A 21,428-nucleotide genomic window follows, 5' to 3' on the forward strand; every position below is an offset into this window, starting at 1 on the left:
CCAGCCTCCCTGAACCACGCTGATGAGGGAGCGCGCCATGTGGATTTCCAAGTACTGGTACGAGAAATTGCCGATGATCTATGCCATCACGGCATTGCTCTGTTTGTGGTCGCTGGGCCGCCCGGCCGCCTTCAGCGCCACGCTGTTCATGGCCGCCGCCGCGCTCACCGCTTGGTGGCGCTACTGCTCCCGCTACGAGAGCAGCGGCAGCAACAACACCCCACTGTCCCGCGATTGATTGCGTGGCCGCCGGCGCGGCCACGAGATCCCATCCCTAGGCCGCTTGATGCACCACGCGTTGCGGGAACGGGATTTCCACGCCCAGGCGATTCAAGCAACGCAGCAAGGCCAAATTCACCTCGGAGCGCACGCCGCCTTGGCCGTTGTGCGGATCATTGATCCAGAAGTTGATCGACAACTCCAGGCCGTCGGCAGCAAAGTTGTTCAGCAAAATTGCCGGCCCTGGCTCCTGCAAGACGCGTGGCACGGCGGCCACGGCGGCCGTCAATTCGGGGATCAGCGCATCCAGGTCGGTCCCGTAGGCCACCTGCACCAGCGTGTTGATCAAGACCTGCGGATCGGCCAGTGATGAGTTCTCGACCCGCTGCGTCATCAGCAACTCATTCGGCACGATGGACTCGCGGCCATTCAGCGCGCGAATCACCGTGTAGCGGGTGGTGATGTCGCTGATGCGGCCCTCGAAGTTATCGACCTTGACCATATCGCCGATGCGCAGCGAGCGCTCGGCCAGGATCACAAAACCCGACACATAGTTGGCCGCCAATTTCTGCAGGCCCAGGCCGATACCGACGCCGACCGCCCCGCCCATCACGCCCAAGGCCGTCAGATCAATACCGGCCACCGACAGCGCCACCAGCAGGCCCACGAAGAGCAGCAGCACTCGGGCCGCATTGGCGGCGATTTTGCGCAGCGACAGGTCCATCACCTTGCCGCGCATCAGGCGCGACTCGACCACCGACGACAGCCACAAGACCAAGACCATCACGACGATGGCGCTGAAGGAGCCCTCCAGGATATTGCGCAGGCTGACACGGCTGGCCCCCAGCTTGAAGGTCACCCCCTCCATTTCTTCCAACAACCAGGGCAAGATGCCGGTGACCCACAGAATCGAGCCGCCCCAGGCCAACCAGGACACGGTGCGCTCAATCAGCCGCACCACCGCCGACTGCGGCAAGGCCACCGTCAAGACCTGCACGGTCAAACGGATCATCACCAGCGAGAACAAGACCGGCACGGCCAGTTTGAAAACCGCCGGAGAGACACCGAAAGAGGGCAGCATCTTGCGCGCCAACACCGCCAGCAAGGCGGCCAGCACCGGGAACAGCACGCCGTCCACCACCCGGCGGCCGAACAGGATCGACTTCTCCTGGGTCGGCACGCGGCGATGAATCACCCTCACCACCAGCCAAGACAAGGCCAGGCAGCACAGCAAAACCGCCAGCCCCATCAGGGAGGCCGGCGAGACCAGCGCGGCCAATAGCTCGCGCAGTTCAGCAAAATCAAAGGGCTTGTTCATCACTCAAAGGCACAGCAAAAGCGCCGGCGCTGCGCTGACGCAGCGTCGGCAGAAATCCACATCGATCAAATACCGGCAAGCACGCGCAGATGCACGCCGACGCTGCGCGCCAGGGCATCCAGGTGGTAACCGCCCTCCAGGCATGACACGATGCGGCCCTGGGCATGGCGCTCCGCCACCTCCTTGATGCGCATCGTCATCCACTCATAGTCGGCCTCGACCAAGCCCAACTGCCCCAGATCATCGTCGCGGTGCGCATCAAAGCCGGCGGAGATGAAAATCATCTCGGGTTTGAAACGCTCCAAGGCCGGCATCCACATGGCCTCGATGATTTCGCGGATCTCAGCGCCCTTGGTGTAGGCCGGAATCGGCACATTGACCATGTTCTCGCCCTTGGGCACCGCGCCGTTGTAGGGGTAGAGCGGGTGTTGAAACAGGCTCACCATCAGGATGCGGTCATCACCGGCAATGATGTCTTCGGTGCCATTGCCGTGGTGCACATCAAAGTCAATGATGGCCACGCGCTTGAGCCCGCGGTCGTCCAGCGCATGGCGTGCGGCCACGGCCACATTGTTGAAAAAGCAAAAGCCCATGCTCTGGTCGCGGGTGGCATGGTGGCCGGGCGGGCGCACCGCGCAAAACGCGTTCTCGGCGCCGCCATCCAAGACCAGATCGGTGGCCTGCACCGCCGCACCGGCCGCCCTCAAGGCCGCTGACCAGGTGTGCGGGTTGGCCACGGTGTCCGGGTCTACCGCCCGCGTGTCACCGCGCTCGGCGCAGCCGCGCAGCAACTCGCTGATCTCGGCCACATAACCGTGGGTATGCGCGCGCTCCAGTGCGGCCATCTCGACGCAAGACGCCTGATGACGCTCGAGCGCCAGATCAATGCCGCTGGCCAGAAGCCAGTCTTCAATGGCATCCAGACGCTGAGGACACTCGGGGTGGCCCGGCCCCATATCGTGCCGGCGGCAGTCGGGGTGGCTGAAATAGGCTGTAGACATAGTTCTGTGGGTCGGCAGGGGCCGACGAGGCGGGCCCCCACGCTGTCTCTCGTTCTTGATCAAATGCGATCAGACCGGCCTTGTTTCACCGATCGATCTGACCCGCATCACCCTAAGATGGACCTATGACGCCACACACCACGCAGCAAATCTCGGCACAACTGACGGCTCTGCAACAGCAGGTTAGCACGATCATCAAGGGCAAACGTGCGCAGATCGCCGACTGCGTCGCCTGCCTGATCGCCGGCGGCCATCTCTTGATCGAAGACCTGCCCGGTGTCGGCAAGACCACGCTGGCGCATGCGCTGTCGATCTCGATGGGGCTGAAGTTCTCGCGCCTGCAGTTCACCTCGGACCTGATGCCCTCGGACCTGATCGGCGTCAGCATTTACGAGCGCGAACGCGGCGACTTTGTGTTCCACCCCGGGCCGGTGTTTGCCCAGGTCTTGCTGGCCGATGAGATCAACCGCGCCGGGCCGAAGTCGCAAAGCGCGCTGCTGGAAGCGATGGAAGAAAACCAGGTCAGCGTGGACGGCGTCAGCCATGCGCTGCCTCAGCCTTTCTTTGTCATTGCGACCCAAAACCCGAGCGAGCAGCTGGGCACTTATCCGCTGCCCGAGTCGCAGTTGGACCGCTTTTTGATGTGCATCTCGCTGGGCTACCCCGATCAGGCCGCCGAGCGTGAACTGCTCAGTGGCCAAGACAGCCGCGCCGCTTTGCGAGACCTGAAACCGATCATGGACCCGGCCGCCCTGTTGGCCGCCCAAGCGGCGGTTCGCAATATTCATGCCTCCGCTGCGCTGCTCGATTACCTGCAGGCCTTGATCGCTGCCACCCGCTCGGGCCAGTGGTTCACCGAGGGCCTCAGTCCACGCGCCGGCTTGGGGGTGCTGCGCGCGGCGCGGGCACGCGCGCTGCTGGAGGGGCGCGACTATGTCTCGCCGGATGACATCCAGGCCATCCTGCCGCAAACCATCGCCCACCGCCTGCGTCCCAAGGCCGGCAGCGGCCGCGGCCCGCGTGAACAGGTGCGGGCCATGGTCGAAGCGATCGCCCTGCCCTGATTGGGCCGGTCATGAAGGCGATACAAGCGCGCTGGCAAGCCTGGTGGGCATCCCGCCACCCGCGCAGCGACACCCACTTGATGGGGCAGCGCAATATCTACATCGTGCCCAGCCGGCCCGGCCTGGCTTTTTGCGCCACGCTGCTGGTGCTGCTGCTGGCCTCGATCAATGATCAGCTGAGCCTGGGCTTTATGTTGACCTTTTTGCTGACCGGCGCCGGACTGGCCTCGATGCACAGCACCCACGGCAATTTGCGCGGCCTGAGCCTGGACCTGAAGTCCCCGGCGGCAGTCTTCGCCGGAGACGATGTGCAACTGGAACTGCGCCTACACAACGCCGGCGCGGCGCGCTTTGGCATTGGTGTGCATGTGATCGGTCAACCGCGTTCAGAGATCGCCTGGACCGATGTGCCCGCGCTCGGTCACGCCTTGTTGCGGGTGCGCTACCCGGCCGGCAAACGCGGCCACCATGCGCTGCCGGTGCTGCAAATCGTCACCCGCTTTCCCCTTGGTCTGTTCCGAGCCTGGAGTGTCTGGCGCCCGGCGTCGCAGGTCTGGGTCTACCCGCAGCCGGAGCAGCCGGCACCGCCCTTCCCACCGCTGCCGGCCAACCCGTCCGAGGACGCCGACACCGGCCACGCGCTCGCCAGTGCCCCGCAGCAGGGGCAAGACTTTGAGGGCGTGCGCGCCTACCGCCGCGGCGACTCGATGCGCCAGGTGCTGTGGAAAAAGGCCGCACTGAGTCTGGAGCAAGGCGGCAATCTGTGGGTACGCGAGACGCAAGCGCCGGTGGCCCGCACGCTCTGGTTCGATCGACGTGACTGCCAGGGCCTGAGCGATGAAGCCCGGCTCTCGCGCCTGTGCGCCTGGGTGCTGGCGGCCGAGCAGTTGCAAGCCCGCTATGGCTTGCGCCTGGCTGGCGCCGAATGGGCGCCGGACCTGGGTCCGGCGCATCGCCAGCTGTGCCTCGAACAACTGAGCTTGGCGGCCGGATGATGGCCAGCTTGCCCAATTTCAGGCTCAGCCGCGAGGGCCGCGACACCTTGTTTTTGCTGGCCACCATTGCCGCCATCGTGGCACCGCATGGCGGCCACCTGCCCTTGTGGGCCAGCGCCATCACCGCCCTGATGCTGGGCTGGCGCGCCTGGCTGGCTTGGCGGTCCGAAGCGCTGCCGGGGCGTTGGGTGCTGGTCGCCGTGCTGTTTGTCAGTGCGGCCCTGACCTGGATCACCCACCGCACCTTGATGGGCCGCGAGGCCGGCATCACGCTCTTGGTGATGCTGATGGCCTTGAAGACCTTGGAGTTGCGCGCCCGGCGCGACGCCTTTGTGGTCTTCTTCCTCGGCTTCTTCCTGGTGCTGACCAACTTTCTCTACTCCCAGTCGCTGTTCACCGCGCTGTGGACGCTGCTGAGCGTCTGGGCCCTGCTCAGCGCAGTGGTGCTGGCGCAGATGCCGGTGGGGCAACCCAGCTTGGCCCTGGCCGCCAAGCAAGCGGCGCGCACCACGCTGTATGGCTTGCCGGTGATGGTGTTCTTGTTCGTGCTGTTCCCGCGCATCGGGCCACTGTGGGGCGTGCCGGCCGATTCGGTGGGCCGCACCGGCTTGTCCAATCGCATGGACTTTGGCGCCATGTCGGAGATCGCCAACGACGACAGCATCGCCATGCGCCTGCGCTTCCAAGGCGCACCGCCGCCGCCGCAAGCCCGCTACTTCCGCGGTCCGGTGCTGGCCCAGTTCGACGGCAAAACCTGGCGCCCCAGCCCGCTGCAATGGCCGGGCCGGCCCGATCCGCTACAGACCCAGGGCGAGGCACTGAACTATGAGATGACACTGGAGCCGCTGCGCCTCAGCGTGCTGCCCTTGCTGGAAATGAGCCCGGAGCCGGCCGGCAGCGAGCGCACGCTCGGCGGCTTGATGATGCGACGCTCGCCCGAGTTGCAATGGACCGCCGAGCGCCCCATCACCGAGCGCCTGCGCCTGAATGCCAGCGCCTTCAGCCAGTACCGCCATGGCCCGATCCCCGGCCCCGGCCAGATCGCCCTGGTCTTGCAAAACTATCTGGAGCTGCCGCCCGGCTTCAACCCACGCACGCTGGCCTGGGCGGCCGAGCTGCGCCGCCAGCCGCGCTTTGCCCCACTGAGCGGAGCGCAACTCCACCCCGCCCTGGCCCAGGCCGTGCTGCAATACATCGCCAGCGCCGACTTCACCTACACGCTGGCGCCGGGCCGTTATGGCGAGGTCACGCCACACCTGATCGACGAATTCTGGTTCGACCGCCGCCTGGGCTTTTGCGAGCATTTCTCGGCCGCCTTTGTGGTGGTGATGCGGGCCATGGGCGTGCCGGCGCGCATCGTCACCGGCTTTCAAGGCATGGACCCGCAGCCGCAAGACGGCTATTGGATCGTCCGCAACAGCAATGCCCATGCCTGGGCCGAGTACTGGACGCCGCAGGCCGGATGGCAGCGCGTCGACCCCACTGCCGCCGTCGCCCCCGAGCGCATTCAGCAAGGCCTGGCGCTGCGCCCCCAACCCGGCGTCTTGGCCGGCGCGTTCGGGCAATTCAGCCCGACGCTGTGGCTGACGCTGCGGCAAGCCTGGGAAACGCTGGACAACCGCTGGCAACAAAGCGTCTTGAACTACTCACGCCAGAGCCAATTCGACTTGCTGAAAAGCGCCGGATTCGAAGCGCCGGATTGGCAGTTGCTCGGCCAGGTCAGCGCCGTGCTGATCGCCTTGATCGCACTGGCCGGCGGCGCGTGGTCGGTCTGGCAACAAAGGCCGCACGACGCTTGGAGCCGCCAACGCGGCCGTATTCTGAAAGAGTTGCACCGCCTGGGACTGAGCGAAGCAGCCGCCCACCAAGGCCCCGGCCACTGGGCCCGCTTGCTGCGTCAAGGCCATGGGCAGGCCGCCGAACCGGCCGCACAGCTGCTGCAAAAACTCGAACGCGCACGCTATGGTCAGAACGCCGAGGTAGGCCTGGGCGCGAAGGCCCGGCGGCAATGGTGGCGCGAGTTCCGCGCCGCAGGCCGTATGCTGCGCAGCAAGATTTCCCCTTGACCCCGCTCGCCCCTGATTTGATGAAGTCACCCGCCCCCATTCACGCCGCCCTGATTCAATCCACATTGTTGAGCGCCTGTTTGCTGCTGACACCCGCCAGCGCAAGCCAGGCCGCCACGGCAAACGCCGCCGCGAACACCAGCAGCAAGCCCAGTGCCGCGCAGAAAAAGAGCAAGAAGCCCGGCCCCAGCACCGCGAAGAAAGCCTCCAAGACGGCCCAAAAACACAAGGACCTACCCGCCCAGCCCTTTGGCGAACGGCCGGATGTGATGGCTTTTGCGGCCACGCTGGCCAAGGAGCAGGGTTGGGAGCTGGAGGCCTTGCGATCCACACTGGCCCAGGCCCGCAGCGTGCCGGCCGTGCAGCGCCTGATCATGCCGGCCCCGGCCGGTACGGCCAAGGACTGGGCCGCCTACCGCGCCCGCTTCGTTGAACCGCGCCGCCTGCAGGCCGGCCTGGCCTTTTGGGAGCAATACGCCGCGCCGTTAGCCCGCGCCGAGGCCCGCTATGGCGTGCCGGCCGAGTTGATCGCCGGCCTGATCGGTGTCGAAACCTTTTACGGCCAGATCACCGGCGGCTTCTCGGTGCTGGATGCCTTGGCCACGCTGTCCTTTGACTTCCCCAGCGGCCGCAGCGACCGCAGCGCCTTTTTCCGCGCTGAATTGGTTGAGTTCCTGAAACTCTGCTGGCGCGAGGGCATGGACCCGCGGGCCGTCAAGGGCTCGTATGCCGGCGCCATGGGCTGGCCGCAGTTCATGCCCAGCAGTTGGAACCGCTATGCCATTGATTTCGACGGAGACGGTCACGCCAACCCGATCCAAAGCGCCGAAGACGCCATCGGCAGCGTCGCCAACTACCTGGCCGCCTTCGGCTGGCAGCGCGGCATGCCGACCCATTACAGCGTAGCGCTGCCGGTCGAGACGAGCGCACGTGCACTGCTGCTGGCACCCGACATCAAGCCGACCTTCAGCCTGGCGCAGCTGCGCGAGGCCGGCGCGCAAGTCTCCGAGGCGGCACAAGAACATGTCGGCCCCTTGGCCGTGGTCGAGCTGCAAAACGGTGCCGCCGCGCCGAGCTACTGGCTCGGCACCGAGAACTTCTACGCGCTGACACGCTACAACTGGTCCAGCTACTACGCGATGGCGGTGATTGAGATGGGGCGCACCCTGAAGGTGATGCGGACCGCACAAACACCGGCCGCAGCGGCATCCATCAGCGCCAACTAGGGTGGGCCGAGGGTCGCTGGCTCGCCCAGCGTCGCGTTTGCTTCGGCATCACCGGCATCATCGGCCTTGGCCGGTTCAAGCGCGGGCCAGGGGCCGAGCCGCTGCGCGCCGAGCGGCGTCTGGGCCAGGGCCGGCAGCGCGTGCCAGTAACGCTTGTCCTGCACGCGCTGGCAGCTCTCGGCGCCAGTGTCGCTGTACCAGGTCCAAGCGCCGCAGTCCGGCTGCACGCGCAGCCCAATCCCTTGCGCCTGATAGCGCGCCAACACGCTTGGCGCCGGGTGGCCGAAGCGGTTCCGGTAGCCAGCCTGGACCATCGCCCAGCGAGGTGCCACGGCGACCAGGAAGGCCGCGCTGGAGGAGGTTTTGCTGCCGTGATGCGGCACCAGTAAAACGTCGCTGCGCAGCGCCGCTTCGGCCTGCACCAGCGCCAATTCCTGCGCGGACTCCAGGTCGCCGGTCAACAAGGCACTGCGGCCGCTCGCCGCCGTGACCCGCAGCACGCAAGACATGGCATTGCTCTTGATCAGTGACTGGCGGTAGTCATCGGGCGATGGATGCAGGATCTCAAAGCGCACACCGTCCCAGACCCAGCGCTGCCCCCGCTCGCAGCGCCGCGCCGCCACGCCGGCGGCGCTCAGCAGGCGATGCTCGTCCTCCAGCGAACTGAGCAAGTGCTGCACCGGCATGCCGCCCAGCACCGAAGCAGCGCCGCCAACATGGTCGCTGTCACGATGGCTGAGCATCAAGGTGTCCAGACGCTGCACGCCCAGCGCCCGCATCAGCGGCAGCAGCACCCGTTGGCCCGCATCGGCACCGGGCCCATAGGCCGGGCCGGTGTCATAGAGCAATTGATGCTCGGCGGTGCGCAGCAAGACCGCTGTGCCCTGGCCGATATCGGCCGCCAGCAACTCAAACTCACCCTGCAAAGGCCGCGCCGGCGCGGGCCACAACATCGGCAAGAGCAAGCCGAGGCCACACAGACGCAAGCGCATCGGCAGCGGCAGCACCAATACCGCTCCGCCCGCCAGGCCCAAGCATTGCGCCCAGAACGGCGCCGCAGCGACGTACCAGACCGCCCAAGGCCAAGCGGCCAGCCATTGCAAATAGGCCATCAACCAGCGCACGGCCAACTCCGCCAACCACCACAAGCCCGGCAGCAGCGCGCCCGCCAAGGCCAAGGGGGTGATGACAAAGCTGACCAAAGGAATCGCCAATACATTGGCCAACAGCCCGACCACGGAGATCTGCTGAAAAAACAGCAGGCTCAAGGGCGCCAACCCGACCGTGGCCACCCATTGGCTGCGCAGGCCTTGGCGCAGATGCTGACGCCAAGAGGAACGCGCGCCCTCGATGGGTGCTTCCGTATCGCCAGCCGCCATCAGCAAACCCACCGCGGCGAACGACAGCCAAAAGCCCGCCTGCCCGATCGCCCAGGGGTCCACCGCCGTGACCAGCACGGCGGAGGCCAACAAGCACATGGGCCAAGGCCAACGCAGCCCCAGGCTGCGCAGCAAGGCCAGGCTGACAAGCATCCAGACGGTGCGCTGCGCCGGCACGCCCCAGCCGGAAAACAAGGCATAGCCCAGCGCGGCCGCCACGCCCGCGCAACGCGCCGCACTCGGCGCCGGCCAGCGCAAACACAGCGCCGTGCTGCGCCGCCACAGGCGTGCCACTACTGCCTGCGCCAGCCAGGCGAACATGGTCACATGCAAGCCGCTGACGCTGAGCAAGTGACTGACCCCGGTGTTGCGAAAGAGCGCCCAGTCTCGGCTTGAAATCGCCGCCTGGTCACCCAGACTCAGCGCAGCCAACACGCCGGCCACGGTGGCATCAGGGACCTGGCGCTGCAAGGCCTCGCGCAGCCGCTGGCGCAAGGCGTCCATGCCCCAGCGAGACCCTTCACTCAGGCGCACTGGGGCCTGCGCACCCGGCCCGGCCGTGCGCACCAGCCCAGTGGCCCGCAGGCCTTGTTCAAACAGCCAGAACTCGGCATCAAAACCATGCGGGTTCATCAAACCATGCGGGCGCTTCAGGCGCACACTGCACTGCCAGTCCTCCCCGGCTCGCAACGGCGGTGGGCTGGCCCCGTCGCCGTACCAAGACAAAGCCAAGCGCGACGGCAGCTGCGCCCGCACATCGGCCGGCAGCGGCCCGGCGCTCGGGTCAAGCGCCGATTGCACTTCAAATTCGAAACGCCAACCGGGAAGGCCGGAGATGCCCTGCACCTGGCTGGGCAGCGAAGCAATGCGCCCGCCTATGCGCAGGTCGCGCCCCTCCCAGGCCTCGGGCAGATGTTCGGCCAGGCGCAGCTCTGCCCGCCAAGCCGCCTGAACAAAGGCCAAGAGCGCTGCCGCCAAGCCGGCGGCCAACAAGGCCAGCCCAGGCCGGCCGCGCCGGCGGGTCCATCCCCATAGACCCTGCGAGGCCAGCAGGAGGATGAGCAGTCCGGCCCATTCGTTCGCTGCGGGCAAGCTCGCGCAGCGCTGCAACAAAGCCAGGCCGAGCAGCCAAGCGCAGGCGGCCAGCAGCCACTGGCCGGCGCTTTGTCCCGCGCTCTGTCCTAGGATGGTCCGCGAGCCCGACTTGCTGCGCATCGAAGCACCTGCCCTCTTGGCGCATCCGGCCGGCCCTGCGCTCGGTGTAGGATGCGCGCCACCCGATCGTAGCCATTCGTTTGCCGCGATTCGAGCCCCTATTCAACACGGGCCAGCCTCCGCGGCCCGCCTCAACAGAAAGTCCACCGCCATGAGCAACAGCAACTCCCCCGTCTACGCCAAGCTCCAGACCCTGGGCATCGAATTGCCGCCCGTGGCCGTGCCGGTCGCCGCCTATGTGCCCTTTGTGCGCAGCGGCAACCAGATCTTCATCTCCGGCCATATCGCCAAGAAGGACGGCAAGCCCTGGGTCGGCCAACTCGGCCGTGACACCGATACCGCCACCGGCAAGGCCGCTGCGCGCGCCATCGCCATCGACCTGATGGGCACGCTGCACGCCGCCACCGGCGATCTGGGCAAGATCAAGCGCATCGTCAAGCTGATGAGCCTGGTCAACAGCACCTCCGACTACAACGAGCAGCATCTGGTCACCAACGGCGCCTCCGAGCTGCTGGCCGAAGTGTTCGGCCCCGAGGTGGGCGCCCATGCACGCAGCGCTTTTGGCGTGGCACAGATTCCGATGGGCGCCTGCGTGGAAATCGATCTGATCGTGGAAGTGGTGGCCGACTGATGTTCCTCAAGCCATCGAAATTCCCGGCCCAAGCGCTGGCCCTGATCAGCCTGGGCAGCTTGGCCGCCGTCGGCGCGGCGCTGATTGCCCAGCATCAATTCGGTATTCGTCCCTGCGCCTGGTGCGTGATGCAGCGCGGCGTGTTTCTGCTGATCGCGGCCGTGGCCGGTCTGGCCTGGATGTTCAGGGGCCAACGCCTGCTGCGCAGCATCGGACTGTTGCTGGTGATGGCCTTGAGCCTGGCCGGTGTCGCCGCGGCCGGTTTCCAGCATGAGGTGGCCAACAAGCTGGCTTCTTGCGATCTGACCCTGGCCGACCGCATCGTCACCGCGCTCGACCTGGAAACGCTGTGGCCTTCGGTCTTCATGGTCACCGCCACCTGCGCCGATGCCGCCAAGTACCAACTGCTAGGCCTGGGCTACGAAATCTGGAGCGGCCTGCTCTACATCGCCACCGCGGTGTTGGCTTTCTTGGCCTTAAAGACGCGCCGCTGACCCAAGTCAAGCCTCTTGAACCTCGATCCCGCTAGGCTGCGAGGATTGAGCTTCAAGAGTGCTTTGCATGACACAACCCACTTCCCGCGCCGAGGTCCTGATCGTCGGTGCCGGCCCGGCCGGCCTGAGCATGGCTTGCGCGCTGGCCGATGCCGGCATCCGCAGCTGCGTGCTGGAAGCCGCACCTTTGGCAGCCCTGGCCGACCCCGCCGAGGACGGGCGCGAGATCGCGCTGACCCATGCGGGCATGGCCGTCTTGCAGGCCCTGGGTCAATGGCAGGATCTGCCGGCCGCCGAGATCGCGCCGCTGAAGCGCGCCCATGTTTTCAACGGTGACGCACGCGACTATCTCGGCTTCGACGCCGAAGGCTCGGGCCGCGAGCAGCTGGGCAGCTTGGTCGCCAATCACTGGCTGCGCCGCATTGCCTACCAGGGCGCCGTCAAACGCGCCGAGCTGATCACGCTGCGAGCCGACACCCGGGTCAGCCAACTGAGCCTGGGCGCCGAAGCCGCCAGCCTGACCCTGGCCGATGGCGAGCGCCTGAGTGCGCCGCTGGTGATTGCCGCCGACAGCCGCTTCTCGGCCACCCGCCGCCAGGCCGGCATCGGCGCGCAGATGCGCGACTTTGGCCGCAGCGTGCTGGTCTGCCGCTTGCGCCACAGCCAGCCCAACCAAGGCATCGCGCTGGAATGCTTCCACTATGGCCACACCCTGGCCCTGCTGCCCTTGAATGGCGATTGCAGTTCGCTGGTGCTGACGCTGCCGGCCGACCACGCCAGCGACATGATGACTTGGGGCGAAGCGCAGTTCATGCAATGGGTGAACACCGAGGTGCGCGGCCGCTTAGGCGACTTGCAACTCGCCAGTCCGCGCCACCTCTATCCGCTGGTGGCCACCTATGCGCACCGCTTCGCCAGCCACCGCTTCGCCCTGGTCGGCGATGCCGCCGTGGGCATGCACCCAGTCACAGCGCATGGCTATAACTTCGGGCTTTACGGTGTGGAGACATTGGCCAAGCTGCTGGCCGCGGCGCACCGGGCCGGCCAAGACCTCGGCGACGCAGCATTGCTGGCGCGTTATGCCAGCGCACACCGGCGCAAGACCTGGCCGATCTACCAGGGCACCAATGCGGTGGTCAAACTGTTCACCGACGACCGCCCGGCCGCCCGCCTGCTGCGCCGCGGCGTGCTGCAAGTGGCACAGCATTTGCCGCCGCTCAAAAGCGCCATCACCGCGCAGCTGACCGGGCGCCAGCCAGCCCTGCTGCGGCAACTGCAAAGCCTGGTACAGCGCTGAACAAGCGCGGCCTCAGTCGCCCCTGACCACGCCCTCGCGGCGGGGATCGGCGGCGCCGAACCAAGCGCTTTTCTTTTGACCGGCGGCGCCCGCCTCCCGGCGCTGAATGCCGTGAAGACCGCTGGTCAGGTCGCGCTCCACCACCTCGTGGCCGCGCGCGCGCAGGCCGGCCGATGTGCTGGCCGGGAACAGGTCTTTCTCGAGCAGCGTCGGGCCATTGAAAGCGCCGAAATTGGGCAGCGAGAAGGCTTGCTGCAAATCCATGCCCCAGTCATGGCTGGCGATCAAACTCTTGGCGACAAAGTGAATGATGGCCGAGCCGCCCGGCGCGCCCAGTGTCATCAAAAGCCGGCCATCGCGTCGGTCAAACACCAAGGTCGGTGACATGCTGGAGCGCGGGCGCTTGCCGGGCTCCAATCGGTTGGCTACCGGTCGACCCGCCGCGTCGCGCGGGTTCAGCGCGAAGTCGGTCAGTTGGTTGTTCAGCATGAAGCCGCCAGCCAGGCCGGTACCGCCGTCACTCATGATGCGGGCGCCGAACACCGATTCGATGGTGGTCGTCAGCGACACCGCGCGACCTTGGGCATCGACCACGCTCAGATGGCTGGTGCCGTACTCCGGCTGAGCGCCTTGCGGTGCATAGCTGACGCGCAGCGGACCGGGTTGGCCGGCCTTGGCAGGGCCACTGCTGCGCTCGCCGATCAGGCCGGCACGCTCGCGCAGATAGTCAGGCGCCAGCAGGCTGCGCCAGTCGCCGGCGGGTGCGGCCACAAAGTCAGGGTCGGCAATGTATTGCGCCCGGTCGGCATAGGCCAGATTGGCAGCCTGGGCATAACGATTCAGCCAGGCGGTATTGGGAATGCCGGCTTCAAGCGACTGGGCTCGGTCTTGCTGCGGCAGCAGGCCCAGAATCTGCATCACGGTCAGATGGCCGCTGGACGGCGGCGGAAAGCCGCAGATGCGCCAAGTCTCACGCCAATCGGTGCAGATCGCTTCGCGCGCCTTGGGTCTATAAGCGGCCATATCGGCCTCGCTCAAGAGGCCGGGGTTGCTGGCGTGGCCGCGCACGCGCCGCACGATATCGGCCGCCACCGGGCCACGCATCAAAGCATCCGCACCGCCCGCCGCGACCTGCCGCAAGACCTGAGCCAAGGCCGGGTTGCGCAGCTTGGTGCCGATCGGCAGCGGTTGACCGTCGGCGCCAAAAAAGTATTTGCCGGCCACCGGGTCACGGGCCAGATGCGCATCGCCCAAAAGCATGGCATGCATGCGCGGGCTCAACTCAAAGCCTTGCTCACACAGCCGGATGGTGGGTTCGAACAGCCGCGCCCAGGGCAGCACACCATGCTGGCGATGGGCCTGCTCCAGCATCGGCAAGAGGCCGGGCGTGCCGACCGAGCGACCGCCGACCACCGACTGCACATAGTTCATCGGCTTGCCATCGGGCAGCAAAAACAGTTTCTCGTCGGCAGCGGCAGGCGCCGTCTCGCGGCCGTCCAAGGCCTGCACTTTCTGCCCGTCCCAGTGCATCAGGAACGCACCACCGCCGATGCCGCTGGACTGCGGCTCGACCAGGGTCAAGGCCAACTGGGTGGCAATGGCCGCATCGATGGCGCTGCCGCCGGCCTTGAGAATTTCATAGCCGGCCTCGGCCGCCAGCGGATGCGCCGCAGCCACCGCATAGCGCTGCATGGCCCAACCTGGCTTTTGAGTCCAACCGCTGGGGCCTTCCGGTTGGGCGGGAATCGCGGCGACCTTGGCGGAGGCATCCGGGCCAAGTCCGGGCTGCGAAACACAGGCCGTCAACAACAGCGTCAAAAGGCTGAACGAAGCCAGCTTGATGGGAGATGAAGCAGAGATCGGCATGGGTGCGGCCTGATGATGAAAGCTGCCTGGATGGTAGCCCCAGCCGCCCTGCCCGCGACTCCGCTGGACTACGTAGTCAGCGCCTCAATCGCAGGCCATGGCCCGCAAGGCCGGACTTTGCACTTCGCGCCAGTGCTCGGTGCCACAGTTCGGCTCCACCCAGCTGGGGCCGTCCTCGCGGATCACGAACAAGGCCGCCAAGCCTTGCTGCGTGGCCAAGGCCGGCCCGGCCTGCGGGCCCAACACCAGCAAGGCCGTCGCCCAGGCATCAGCCAGGCAACAGCTGCTGTGCACCACGCTGACGCTGGCCAGACCATGGGCCACCGGCGCGCGCCGGCGCGGGTCCAGCGTGTGCGAGCGGCGCTGGCCTTGAGCATCGACGTAGCTGCGGCGATAGTCGCCCGAGGTGGCCACCGACAGGCCATGCAGGGCCAGCACGGTCTCGGGCAGGCCCCAAGAATCCGGTACAGGCTCCAGCTGCACCCACCAAGGCTGACCATCCAGCTTGCGGCCACAACCGCGCAACTCCCCGCCCACCTCGACCAGGTGATGCGGCAGACCGCAAGCCAGCAAATAGGCCGACAGGCGGTCCACCGCATAGCCCTTGGCGATGCCGCAGAAGTCCAGCTCCAGCTCACCCGGCTGCCACAACTCGCGGCTGGCTTCGCGCAGGGTCAGGTCTTGCCAACTGAGAAACTGGCCCAGGCGCTCACCCCAGGCGGGCTCCTCGGGCAGCGCAAAACCGGGCTCATCATGGCGCTTGCCGGCGCCAAAACCCCAGGCTCGCACCAGCGCTGCCGCCGTCGGGTCAAAAGCCCCACCGCTGGCGCGTGCCACTTGCAGCGCATGGCCCAGCACCTCCCAAGTGCTTTGCGACATGCGCAGCCACGAGCCCGAGGGTGTGCGCGCAAAGCGGTTCAGGTCGGACTCGGTCTCCCAGGGGCTCATGCGCGCCACCACCTCGGCCAAGCCGGCTTCCAAACCGGCTTGCAAAGGGGCGGTGTCCAAACCGCGCGGGCCGTAGAACTTGACGCACCAGCTGGTGCCCATGCTGCGGCCCTGCAGCTGGTAAAGCACTTCACCCAGCACGGGGCCCGCGGGGTCGATATCGCGCGGCATCAGCACGCAGCGCGGCGGGCAAGCGCCCGCAAGGGCCGCATGGTTCGCATCGGCCGCCTTGGCATTCACAGTCTGCACAACGATCGCTTTTCTTACTTGGGCAAAACCTCGAAGGTCGCGCTGTAGCGGTAGCGCTTGGCCGGCTGCGCCGCCTTGTCGCCCTCAGCCTTGACGGCAGCCACCTCGTGGCCCAGCCCCAGCCAGTAGCGGCCGGCCTCCGGCCAGGTGATGCGCAGCTCGCCATTGGCATCGGTCTTGAAGCTCATCTCGCCGAGCTTGTAGCGGTAGCGGCTGCCGCCGCGCAGCACGGTCACATCAGCGCCGGCCAGCGGCTTGCCGTCGGCCAGCACGCGCAGATGCACGCTGTCGCCGTCGCTCAGATCGGTCACCGGGCTCAGGGCCTGCAACTCCAGGCCTTGGCCTTGGCGGGCAAAAGGCGGCAAGGTGGCGCGCTCTTTGCTGACAAAGGTCTCGCTGCGCATCAAGGTCTGCGTCACTTGCAGCTCTTGCGCCTCGGCCGGGATTTGCGCGGCCATATCGGCCGGCTTGCCGCGCCAGCGCTTGGTTTCGCCGCCGAGCTTGTAGCTGGCGAACACCGATTCGGCGCTGTTGCAGATGCGGTAGCTGCCGCTTTGCTCCAGCTTGATGTCGATGCTATTGCGATGGCGGGCGCTGCTGCTGCCTTCGGGCGCAATCGCCTTGCCATCCGGCGCCAAGATCAAGACCGTGCCCAGTTGCTGCGCATGCTCATACTCAAACAACTCCTCCGAGGCCACCGCGTCCACCGTCACCATCGCAGGGCGGCTGGCCGCGTTGCCGGCGGAACTGATATGCGCGGTTTGCGGCAGCAGCCAAGTGCGGTGCGCTTGCGCGGGGGCTTGCAGGGCCAGACCCAAAAGCACGGCCCAGGCGCTCATGCTGAGCTTGCTAGTCATTGTTTTCATCGGCTTCTTTCCGTCGAAATTCAGGCGTAGAAATTCAGGGTTTGAACTGCAGGGCCAAGGTGCCCAACTCATGCTCGCCTTGAGCGCTCACTTGGTTTGGCGCTTTCGGCGGCCACTGCAGGGCCAGACGCTGCACCTCACGGCCACCGCCTTCGCGCGAGGCCTCCACCACCACCTCATACTTGCCGGCCGGCAAATTGGCGACCTGCTTGCTCAGATTGAGCTTGTGCTCGCCCACCGCGCGGGTGGCACCGCTGACGCCGTCCATGGGCATGCTCAGATCACGCCCGCCTTTGCGCCACCATTGGCGCAAATCGGGCAGCCATTTGATGCCGGCGTTATTGGCTTTCTTCTGGTCGTACAAGACGGCCAAGGGAATCGCCTCGCCCGCTTTTTCGGCACTCTTGTCGACGTTCTCGAGCCAGACCGCCACATAGGGCCGGTGGTACTCGGCCACATTCAGGCGCGGGATCTCCAGGCTCAGTTGCAAATCAGCCGCCCAAGCCGAGCTCAGCGGCACAAGCAAGCCCGCTGCACCCAGCAGCAGACCTTGAGAAAAGTTTGTGTGTGTTTTCATGACTTCACATCAGTGAACAAAAACCATCAGCAACAGAGCCGGCAAGACCAGGCCCGCTGCCACCAGAGGCCAAACGCTGCGGCGTTTGGCGGCATGCATCTTCAAAATCAACAGACCGGTAATGGCAAAAATCAGGCAAGCCAGGCCAAACAGGTCGATGAACCAGCTCCACATAGGCCCGGTGTGGCGGCCCTTATGCAAGTCATTCAGATAGGCAATCGCGCCCCGGTCGCTGCGCTCGAACTCGACCGCACCATCGGGCAAAGCGATGCGCAGCCAAGCGTCGCCCCCAGCGCGCGGCATCGGCAGATAGACCTCGTCTGTCGACCATTCGGCCGCCACACCGTCCAGCTTGAAGCCCCATTGCTCGCGCAGCCACTGGCGGCTGGCCTGCGGCAGCTCGGCGCGGCGCTCAGCCGGCTTGTGCTTCAGCAGTTCTTGCAGCAGCGGCTCGGGCAGCTGCCCTTGGCCGCTTTGCACGCTGGGCTTGGACTCAAACAAACCGGCGTTGTTCAGCGTCACCCCGGTCACGCTGAACATCAACAAGGCCACCAAGCTGATGGCCGAGCTGACCCAATGCCACAGGTGCAAGGTCTTCAGATAATCGGCATGGCTCTTCTTCTTGGCCTTTTCCGCCAGATGAAGGGCTTGCGCAGCCGACGCGGGGTTCGGCGTCGGCCCGTCGGCCACCCGGGTACTCAGTCCGCGGCTCATAACTCCGCCCATTGACGCAAGAGGTTGTGATAGTGGCCACTCAAAGCCACGGCCTCCTCGATCTCGCCGTAGCGGCCGCGCAGGCTTTGGATGGACTGGTCCAGCTCGTAAAGCATGGCGCGGCGCGCATCGTCGCGGATCATGCTCTGCGTCCAGAAAAAGGCCGCCACCCGCTCGCCCTCGCTGACCGGCAAGACCTGGTGCAAGCTGGTGGAGGGGTACAGCACCAAGTCACCTGCGGGCAGCTTGACCTCGTGGATGCCATAGGTGTCTTTGACCTCCAGCTCGCCGCCCTGGTACTCATCGGGTTCGCTCAGGAACAAGGTGGTGGAGACATCGCTGCGCAGCAGTTGCGTGCTGCCCAGCTGGTTCATCACCGCCCCGTCCACATGCAGGCCGTAATGGCCGCCGCCGGCATAGCGATTGAACAAAGGCGACAGGGTGCGCAGTGGCAGCGCCGCCGAGAAGAACTGCGGGTGCGCGGCCAGCTTTTGCTGGATGCGCTGGCCCAGCTCCTGCGCCAGGGCCGAGCCCGGACGCAGCTGCTGGTTGCGCTTGACCTGCGCGCCTTGTTGGCCCACGGTCACGCGCCCATCCACCCACTCGCCCTCGGCGGCGAGGCGTTGGCGGAACTCGCCCACCTCGGCCTTGCTGAGAACACCCTCGATATGCAGCAACATCTGGACCCTGCCCCTGTTCTAGCGAATCGCCCGCTTGGGCCGATCAGTACTTGACGTTCAGCGACAAGCTGTAGCTGCGCGGCGCGCCGACGGTGAAGCGGTTGCGACCACTGTTGACGGCGGCGAAGTAGAACTTGTCGGCCAGATTGGCGACGTTGAACTGCAGGCCGATCTGCTTGTTGATCTCATAAGCGGCCATGGCGTCAAACACCCAGTAGCTGGGGATGCCGTTGATGCCGCTCACTGGGGCTGCGCCGTTATTGACCTGGGTGGTCTGGCTGGCGGTGTAGCGTGCGCCGCCACCCAGGCTCAGGCCTTGCAAGACGCCTTCGCTCAAGCGGTAGTTGACCCAGGAGGTGAAGCTGAGCTTGGGCGTGTAGACCAACTCGGCGCCGGTTTGCGTGTCGGTGCTGCCAGGTGCCACCACGACCGCCTGGTTCACCTTGCTGTCCAGCCACACCAAGCCAGCTTGCAGCTGCAGATTGTTGGACACCGCACCGGCCGCGCCCAGCTCCAAGCCCTTGACGGTCTTCTTGCCGTACTGCGTCACTTCACCGGTGGCGCTGGCGGCACGAGCCAGTTCGTTCTTGTTCTCCGACTGGAACAAAGCGGCCGTCAGCAGCAGTTGTTTGTCCAGCAGATCCCATTTGGTGCCCAGCTCCAGATTGCTGGCTTCTTGCGGCTTCAGGTTTGGCGCGTTGATGCTGACCGAGTTGGTGCTGCCGCTAGGCGCCGCGCTGCTGAGGGCGAAGTTGTCGCTGCCTGGCGGTTTTTGCGAGGTGGAGTAAGACAGATACACGCTGCCGTTTTCGCTGGGCTTGTACAGCAGACCCAGCTTGCCGCTGCTCAGGCTGTCGCTCTTGGCAGAGGTGGTGGAAGCCACCGCCGGTGTCGCGGGCGCCGCAATGCTGGTGAACTCGGTGCGGTAGCGCTCAAAGCGCAGGCCGGCGCTCAGCTGCAGGCTCGGCGTGAGGTCCAGGGTGTCGAACACATAGGCGGCGGCCGTGGTGGTGCTGCCTTCGGTGCTGGCGCCATTGCGGCTCAGCACCGCGAACTTGTCGCTGGTCCTAGGCGCATACAAATTGGCACGGTCGCCTTCCGTGTTGGTGTAGGTGAACCCGGCGGTGTTTTGCTGCTCATGCGTCAGCTCAATCCCGGTGCTGATGTTGTTCTTGATGCCGGCCACGGTGAAGCCGGTGCTCAGATTGGTCTGGTTGGCCAGGATCTGGTTGCGCTGGTCGCGGCCCAGGCGGGCACGACCCACCGTCCAGGTGTCGGGTTTGGCGGCATCGCCAACAATGGCCCAATTGCCCGAGCTGAGAATGATGTTGGTGAGGGCCAGGTCTTGCTGAGTGCGGCCCAAACGCGTGGTGTTGCGCAGGGTGCTGCCGGGGGCGAAGTCATGCTCCAGTTGCACGGTCAGCATGTCGGCCTTGGTGTTGTCGAAGTCGCTCTTGCTGCCGTAGAAATTGTTGCGCGAAACGGCTTGGATGTCGTTGGCAGTGACGGCGCCGGTCGCTGGCGTCGCGGTGGCGCCGGCCAGGGTCTTGTAGACCGGGGCGCTGGTGAAGCCCATCAGGCCCACGCCGGGCACGCCGCCATCGGGCGTGGCGTCTTGGCTCACATGCAAATAGCTCAGCGTGGCGCGGGTCGCGGTGCCCAGGCCCAGAGTCAGGGTGGGCGCCACGCCCCAACGGTTGCGCTCGATCACATCACGGCCATGCACATTGCCGCGGTCGCTGAAGGCATTCAGGCGGAAAGCCGCGCCTGGCAAGCCCAGGTCCAGCTTTTTGTTCAGATCGGCGCTCAGGCGCACACGGCTGCCGCTGGAGACTTGGGCCGAGCCTTCGGCAAAGTCACGCAGCTGCGCCTTCTTGCTGACCATATTGATGTAGCCATTGGGCGAACCGCGGCCGTTGTCGGCGCCGCTTGGGCCCTTCACCACTTCCACCGCCTCCACATTGAAGGTGTCGCGGGTGATGCCGCCAAGATCGCGCACGCCGTCCACAAAGATATTGGCGCTGGCGTCAAAGCCGCGCATGAAGACGGTGTCGCCGGTGTTGGTGTTGCCGTTTTCCCCCAAGGTAAAGGTGATGCCGGGCGTGTTGCGCAGCGCCTCGCTCAGCGTGGCCGTGCCTTGTTGCTGCAGCAACTCCTTGTTGATGACGGTGACGGTCTGCGGTGTTTCCAGCAGCGGCTTGACGAACTTGGCGCTAGAGGCGGCTTCGGCCTTGAATTCGTTTTCGGTGATGGCCTTGGCCTTGGCGCGCACGATGGGCAAGGCTTCTTCGGTCTTGGGTGCAGCGGCTTGCTGCGCCATGGCGGCCAAAGGCATGCTCAGCGCCAAGGCCGACACTGCGGCGCTAACGCCAGACAAAGACGGAGACAGAGATGGAGACGAAGCCGCGTGCTTGCGGCTCTTGATAAAAGCGGACATGGGATCTGATCCAGGCTATCGAATGGAAAAAGACTTCGAGTACAGGCGCTTCGCACGCCTTACCTGGGGACAACCTGGGTCTACTCTCGCGGAACGATGCAAATGATAACAGTTCGCATTTGCAAAAATACACAAAACCGATTCTTTGGGGCGATCTGTGGTCGGCAAACATCAGCTTGTGCCAGG

General features: G+C 65.8%; 18 protein-coding genes. 8 read left to right on the forward strand and 10 right to left on the reverse strand.

The features are described 5' to 3' along the window. Window positions 1–37 precede the first annotated feature (37 nt). Complete coding sequence (locus WG899_RS06265; RefSeq protein WP_339594772.1) at window positions 38–238, forward strand: hypothetical protein; 201 nt, start codon at window positions 38–40, stop codon at window positions 236–238. 36 nt (window positions 239–274) lie between these two features. Here WG899_RS06265 and WG899_RS06270 read toward each other — a convergent pair whose 3' ends face one another. Together WG899_RS06270 and WG899_RS06275 are read right to left on the reverse strand one after the other, a co-directional pair. After that, window positions 275–1,537: a mechanosensitive ion channel family protein gene (locus WG899_RS06270; RefSeq protein ID WP_339594773.1), complete on the reverse strand. Its 1,263-nt coding sequence runs from the start codon at window positions 1,535–1,537 to the stop codon at window positions 275–277. A 65-nt stretch (window positions 1,538–1,602) separates the two neighbouring features. Next, the gene (locus tag WG899_RS06275) at window positions 1,603–2,538 is read right to left on the reverse strand and encodes a histone deacetylase family protein (protein ID WP_339594774.1); all 936 of its coding nucleotides are present in this window, start codon (window positions 2,536–2,538) and stop codon (window positions 1,603–1,605) included. 125 nt (window positions 2,539–2,663) lie between these two features. Here WG899_RS06275 and WG899_RS06280 point away from each other — a divergent pair, with 125 nt between their 5' ends. Genes WG899_RS06280 through mltB form a run of 4 tightly spaced genes read left to right on the forward strand, consistent with a single transcriptional unit; the run spans window position 2,664 to window position 7,889 of the window. Beyond that, window positions 2,664–3,602 (forward strand): AAA family ATPase, encoded by a 939-nt coding sequence (locus WG899_RS06280; protein WP_339594775.1) that lies wholly within the window; start codon window positions 2,664–2,666, stop codon window positions 3,600–3,602. Between the two features lie 11 nt (window positions 3,603–3,613). After that, window positions 3,614–4,597, forward strand: a complete 984-nt coding sequence (locus tag WG899_RS06285) for a DUF58 domain-containing protein (RefSeq protein WP_339594776.1) — start codon at window positions 3,614–3,616, stop codon at window positions 4,595–4,597. Continuing rightward, complete coding sequence (locus WG899_RS06290; RefSeq protein ID WP_339594777.1) at window positions 4,597–6,663, forward strand: transglutaminase TgpA family protein; 2,067 nt, start codon at window positions 4,597–4,599, stop codon at window positions 6,661–6,663. The genes WG899_RS06285 and WG899_RS06290 overlap by 1 nt, the downstream gene beginning before the upstream one ends. A gap of 20 nt (window positions 6,664–6,683) precedes the next feature. Continuing rightward, window positions 6,684–7,889, forward strand: a complete 1,206-nt coding sequence (mltB, locus tag WG899_RS06295) for a lytic murein transglycosylase B (protein WP_339594778.1) — start codon at window positions 6,684–6,686, stop codon at window positions 7,887–7,889. On the opposite strand, the gene WG899_RS06300 is transcribed toward mltB, so the two are convergent. Continuing rightward, entirely contained in the window at window positions 7,886–10,483 is a 2,598-nt protein-coding gene (locus WG899_RS06300; protein ID WP_339594779.1) for a DNA internalization-related competence protein ComEC/Rec2, read from the reverse strand. The two genes, mltB and WG899_RS06300, sit on opposite strands and share 4 nt — an antisense overlap. Before the next feature lie 151 nt (window positions 10,484–10,634). Here WG899_RS06300 and WG899_RS06305 point away from each other — a divergent pair, with 151 nt between their 5' ends. From WG899_RS06305 to ubiM, 3 genes are all read left to right on the forward strand, one after another. Then, a complete protein-coding gene (locus tag WG899_RS06305; protein ID WP_339594780.1) occupies window positions 10,635–11,114 on the forward strand; it encodes a RidA family protein in 480 nt (159 codons plus the stop codon). Further along, window positions 11,114–11,608, forward strand: a complete 495-nt coding sequence (locus WG899_RS06310; protein WP_339594781.1) for a disulfide bond formation protein B — start codon at window positions 11,114–11,116, stop codon at window positions 11,606–11,608. Before WG899_RS06305 ends, WG899_RS06310 begins: the two co-directional genes overlap by 1 nt. Before the next feature lie 67 nt (window positions 11,609–11,675). Next, on the forward strand, window positions 11,676–12,905 hold the full coding sequence (ubiM, locus tag WG899_RS06315) for a 5-demethoxyubiquinol-8 5-hydroxylase UbiM (RefSeq protein WP_339594782.1): 1,230 nt from the start codon (window positions 11,676–11,678) through the stop codon (window positions 12,903–12,905). A gap of 12 nt (window positions 12,906–12,917) precedes the next feature. Here the strand turns inward: ubiM and WG899_RS06320 are convergent, their stop codons facing one another. The 7 genes from WG899_RS06320 to WG899_RS06350 form a co-directional block, all read right to left on the reverse strand. Further along, window positions 12,918–14,771 (reverse strand): gamma-glutamyltransferase family protein, encoded by a 1,854-nt coding sequence (locus WG899_RS06320; protein WP_339594783.1) that lies wholly within the window; start codon window positions 14,769–14,771, stop codon window positions 12,918–12,920. A gap of 84 nt (window positions 14,772–14,855) precedes the next feature. Next, window positions 14,856–15,968: an FAD:protein FMN transferase gene (locus tag WG899_RS06325; protein WP_339594784.1), complete on the reverse strand. Its 1,113-nt coding sequence runs from the start codon at window positions 15,966–15,968 to the stop codon at window positions 14,856–14,858. Window positions 15,969–15,982: 14 nt separating this feature from the next. Continuing rightward, entirely contained in the window at window positions 15,983–16,834 is an 852-nt protein-coding gene (locus tag WG899_RS06330; RefSeq protein WP_339594785.1) for a DUF4198 domain-containing protein, read from the reverse strand. 34 nt (window positions 16,835–16,868) lie between these two features. Further along, complete coding sequence (locus WG899_RS06335) at window positions 16,869–17,411, reverse strand: DUF2271 domain-containing protein (protein ID WP_339594786.1); 543 nt, start codon at window positions 17,409–17,411, stop codon at window positions 16,869–16,871. 9 nt (window positions 17,412–17,420) lie between these two features. Further along, entirely contained in the window at window positions 17,421–18,125 is a 705-nt protein-coding gene (locus tag WG899_RS06340; protein WP_339594787.1) for a PepSY-associated TM helix domain-containing protein, read from the reverse strand. Beyond that, window positions 18,122–18,805: a Fe2+-dependent dioxygenase gene (locus tag WG899_RS06345; protein ID WP_339594788.1), complete on the reverse strand. Its 684-nt coding sequence runs from the start codon at window positions 18,803–18,805 to the stop codon at window positions 18,122–18,124. The genes WG899_RS06340 and WG899_RS06345 overlap by 4 nt, the downstream gene beginning before the upstream one ends. A gap of 43 nt (window positions 18,806–18,848) precedes the next feature. Further along, window positions 18,849–21,242, reverse strand: a complete 2,394-nt coding sequence (locus WG899_RS06350; RefSeq protein ID WP_339594789.1) for a catecholate siderophore receptor Fiu — start codon at window positions 21,240–21,242, stop codon at window positions 18,849–18,851. Between the last annotated feature and the right edge of the window lie 186 nt (window positions 21,243–21,428).

Source organism: Paucibacter hankyongi (genome assembly GCF_037482915.1).
Taxonomy (GTDB): Bacteria; Pseudomonadota; Gammaproteobacteria; order Burkholderiales; family Burkholderiaceae_C; genus Paucibacter_A; species Paucibacter_A hankyongi.

What these genes read in the sequence shown, in the direction of transcription:
- WG899_RS06265 (WP_339594772.1), top strand. Translation starts at nt 38, where the DNA reads ATGTGGATTTCCAAGTACTGGTACGAGAAATTGCCGATGATCTATGCC.
- WG899_RS06270 (WP_339594773.1), bottom strand. Translation starts at nt 1,537, where the DNA reads ATGAACAAGCCCTTTGATTTTGCTGAACTGCGCGAGCTATTGGCCGCG.
- WG899_RS06275 (WP_339594774.1), bottom strand. Translation starts at nt 2,538, where the DNA reads ATGTCTACAGCCTATTTCAGCCACCCCGACTGCCGCCGGCACGATATG.
- WG899_RS06280 (WP_339594775.1), top strand. Translation starts at nt 2,664, where the DNA reads ATGACGCCACACACCACGCAGCAAATCTCGGCACAACTGACGGCTCTG.
- WG899_RS06285 (WP_339594776.1), top strand. Translation starts at nt 3,614, where the DNA reads ATGAAGGCGATACAAGCGCGCTGGCAAGCCTGGTGGGCATCCCGCCAC.
- WG899_RS06290 (WP_339594777.1), top strand. Translation starts at nt 4,597, where the DNA reads ATGGCCAGCTTGCCCAATTTCAGGCTCAGCCGCGAGGGCCGCGACACC.
- mltB (WP_339594778.1), top strand. Translation starts at nt 6,684, where the DNA reads ATGAAGTCACCCGCCCCCATTCACGCCGCCCTGATTCAATCCACATTG.
- WG899_RS06300 (WP_339594779.1), bottom strand. Translation starts at nt 10,483, where the DNA reads ATGCGCAGCAAGTCGGGCTCGCGGACCATCCTAGGACAGAGCGCGGGA.
- WG899_RS06305 (WP_339594780.1), top strand. Translation starts at nt 10,635, where the DNA reads ATGAGCAACAGCAACTCCCCCGTCTACGCCAAGCTCCAGACCCTGGGC.
- WG899_RS06310 (WP_339594781.1), top strand. Translation starts at nt 11,114, where the DNA reads ATGTTCCTCAAGCCATCGAAATTCCCGGCCCAAGCGCTGGCCCTGATC.
- ubiM (WP_339594782.1), top strand. Translation starts at nt 11,676, where the DNA reads ATGACACAACCCACTTCCCGCGCCGAGGTCCTGATCGTCGGTGCCGGC.
- WG899_RS06320 (WP_339594783.1), bottom strand. Translation starts at nt 14,771, where the DNA reads ATGCCGATCTCTGCTTCATCTCCCATCAAGCTGGCTTCGTTCAGCCTT.
- WG899_RS06330 (WP_339594785.1), bottom strand. Translation starts at nt 16,834, where the DNA reads ATGAAAACAATGACTAGCAAGCTCAGCATGAGCGCCTGGGCCGTGCTT.
- WG899_RS06335 (WP_339594786.1), bottom strand. Translation starts at nt 17,411, where the DNA reads ATGAAAACACACACAAACTTTTCTCAAGGTCTGCTGCTGGGTGCAGCG.
- WG899_RS06340 (WP_339594787.1), bottom strand. Translation starts at nt 18,125, where the DNA reads ATGAGCCGCGGACTGAGTACCCGGGTGGCCGACGGGCCGACGCCGAAC.
- WG899_RS06345 (WP_339594788.1), bottom strand. Translation starts at nt 18,805, where the DNA reads ATGTTGCTGCATATCGAGGGTGTTCTCAGCAAGGCCGAGGTGGGCGAG.
- WG899_RS06350 (WP_339594789.1), bottom strand. Translation starts at nt 21,242, where the DNA reads ATGTCCGCTTTTATCAAGAGCCGCAAGCACGCGGCTTCGTCTCCATCT.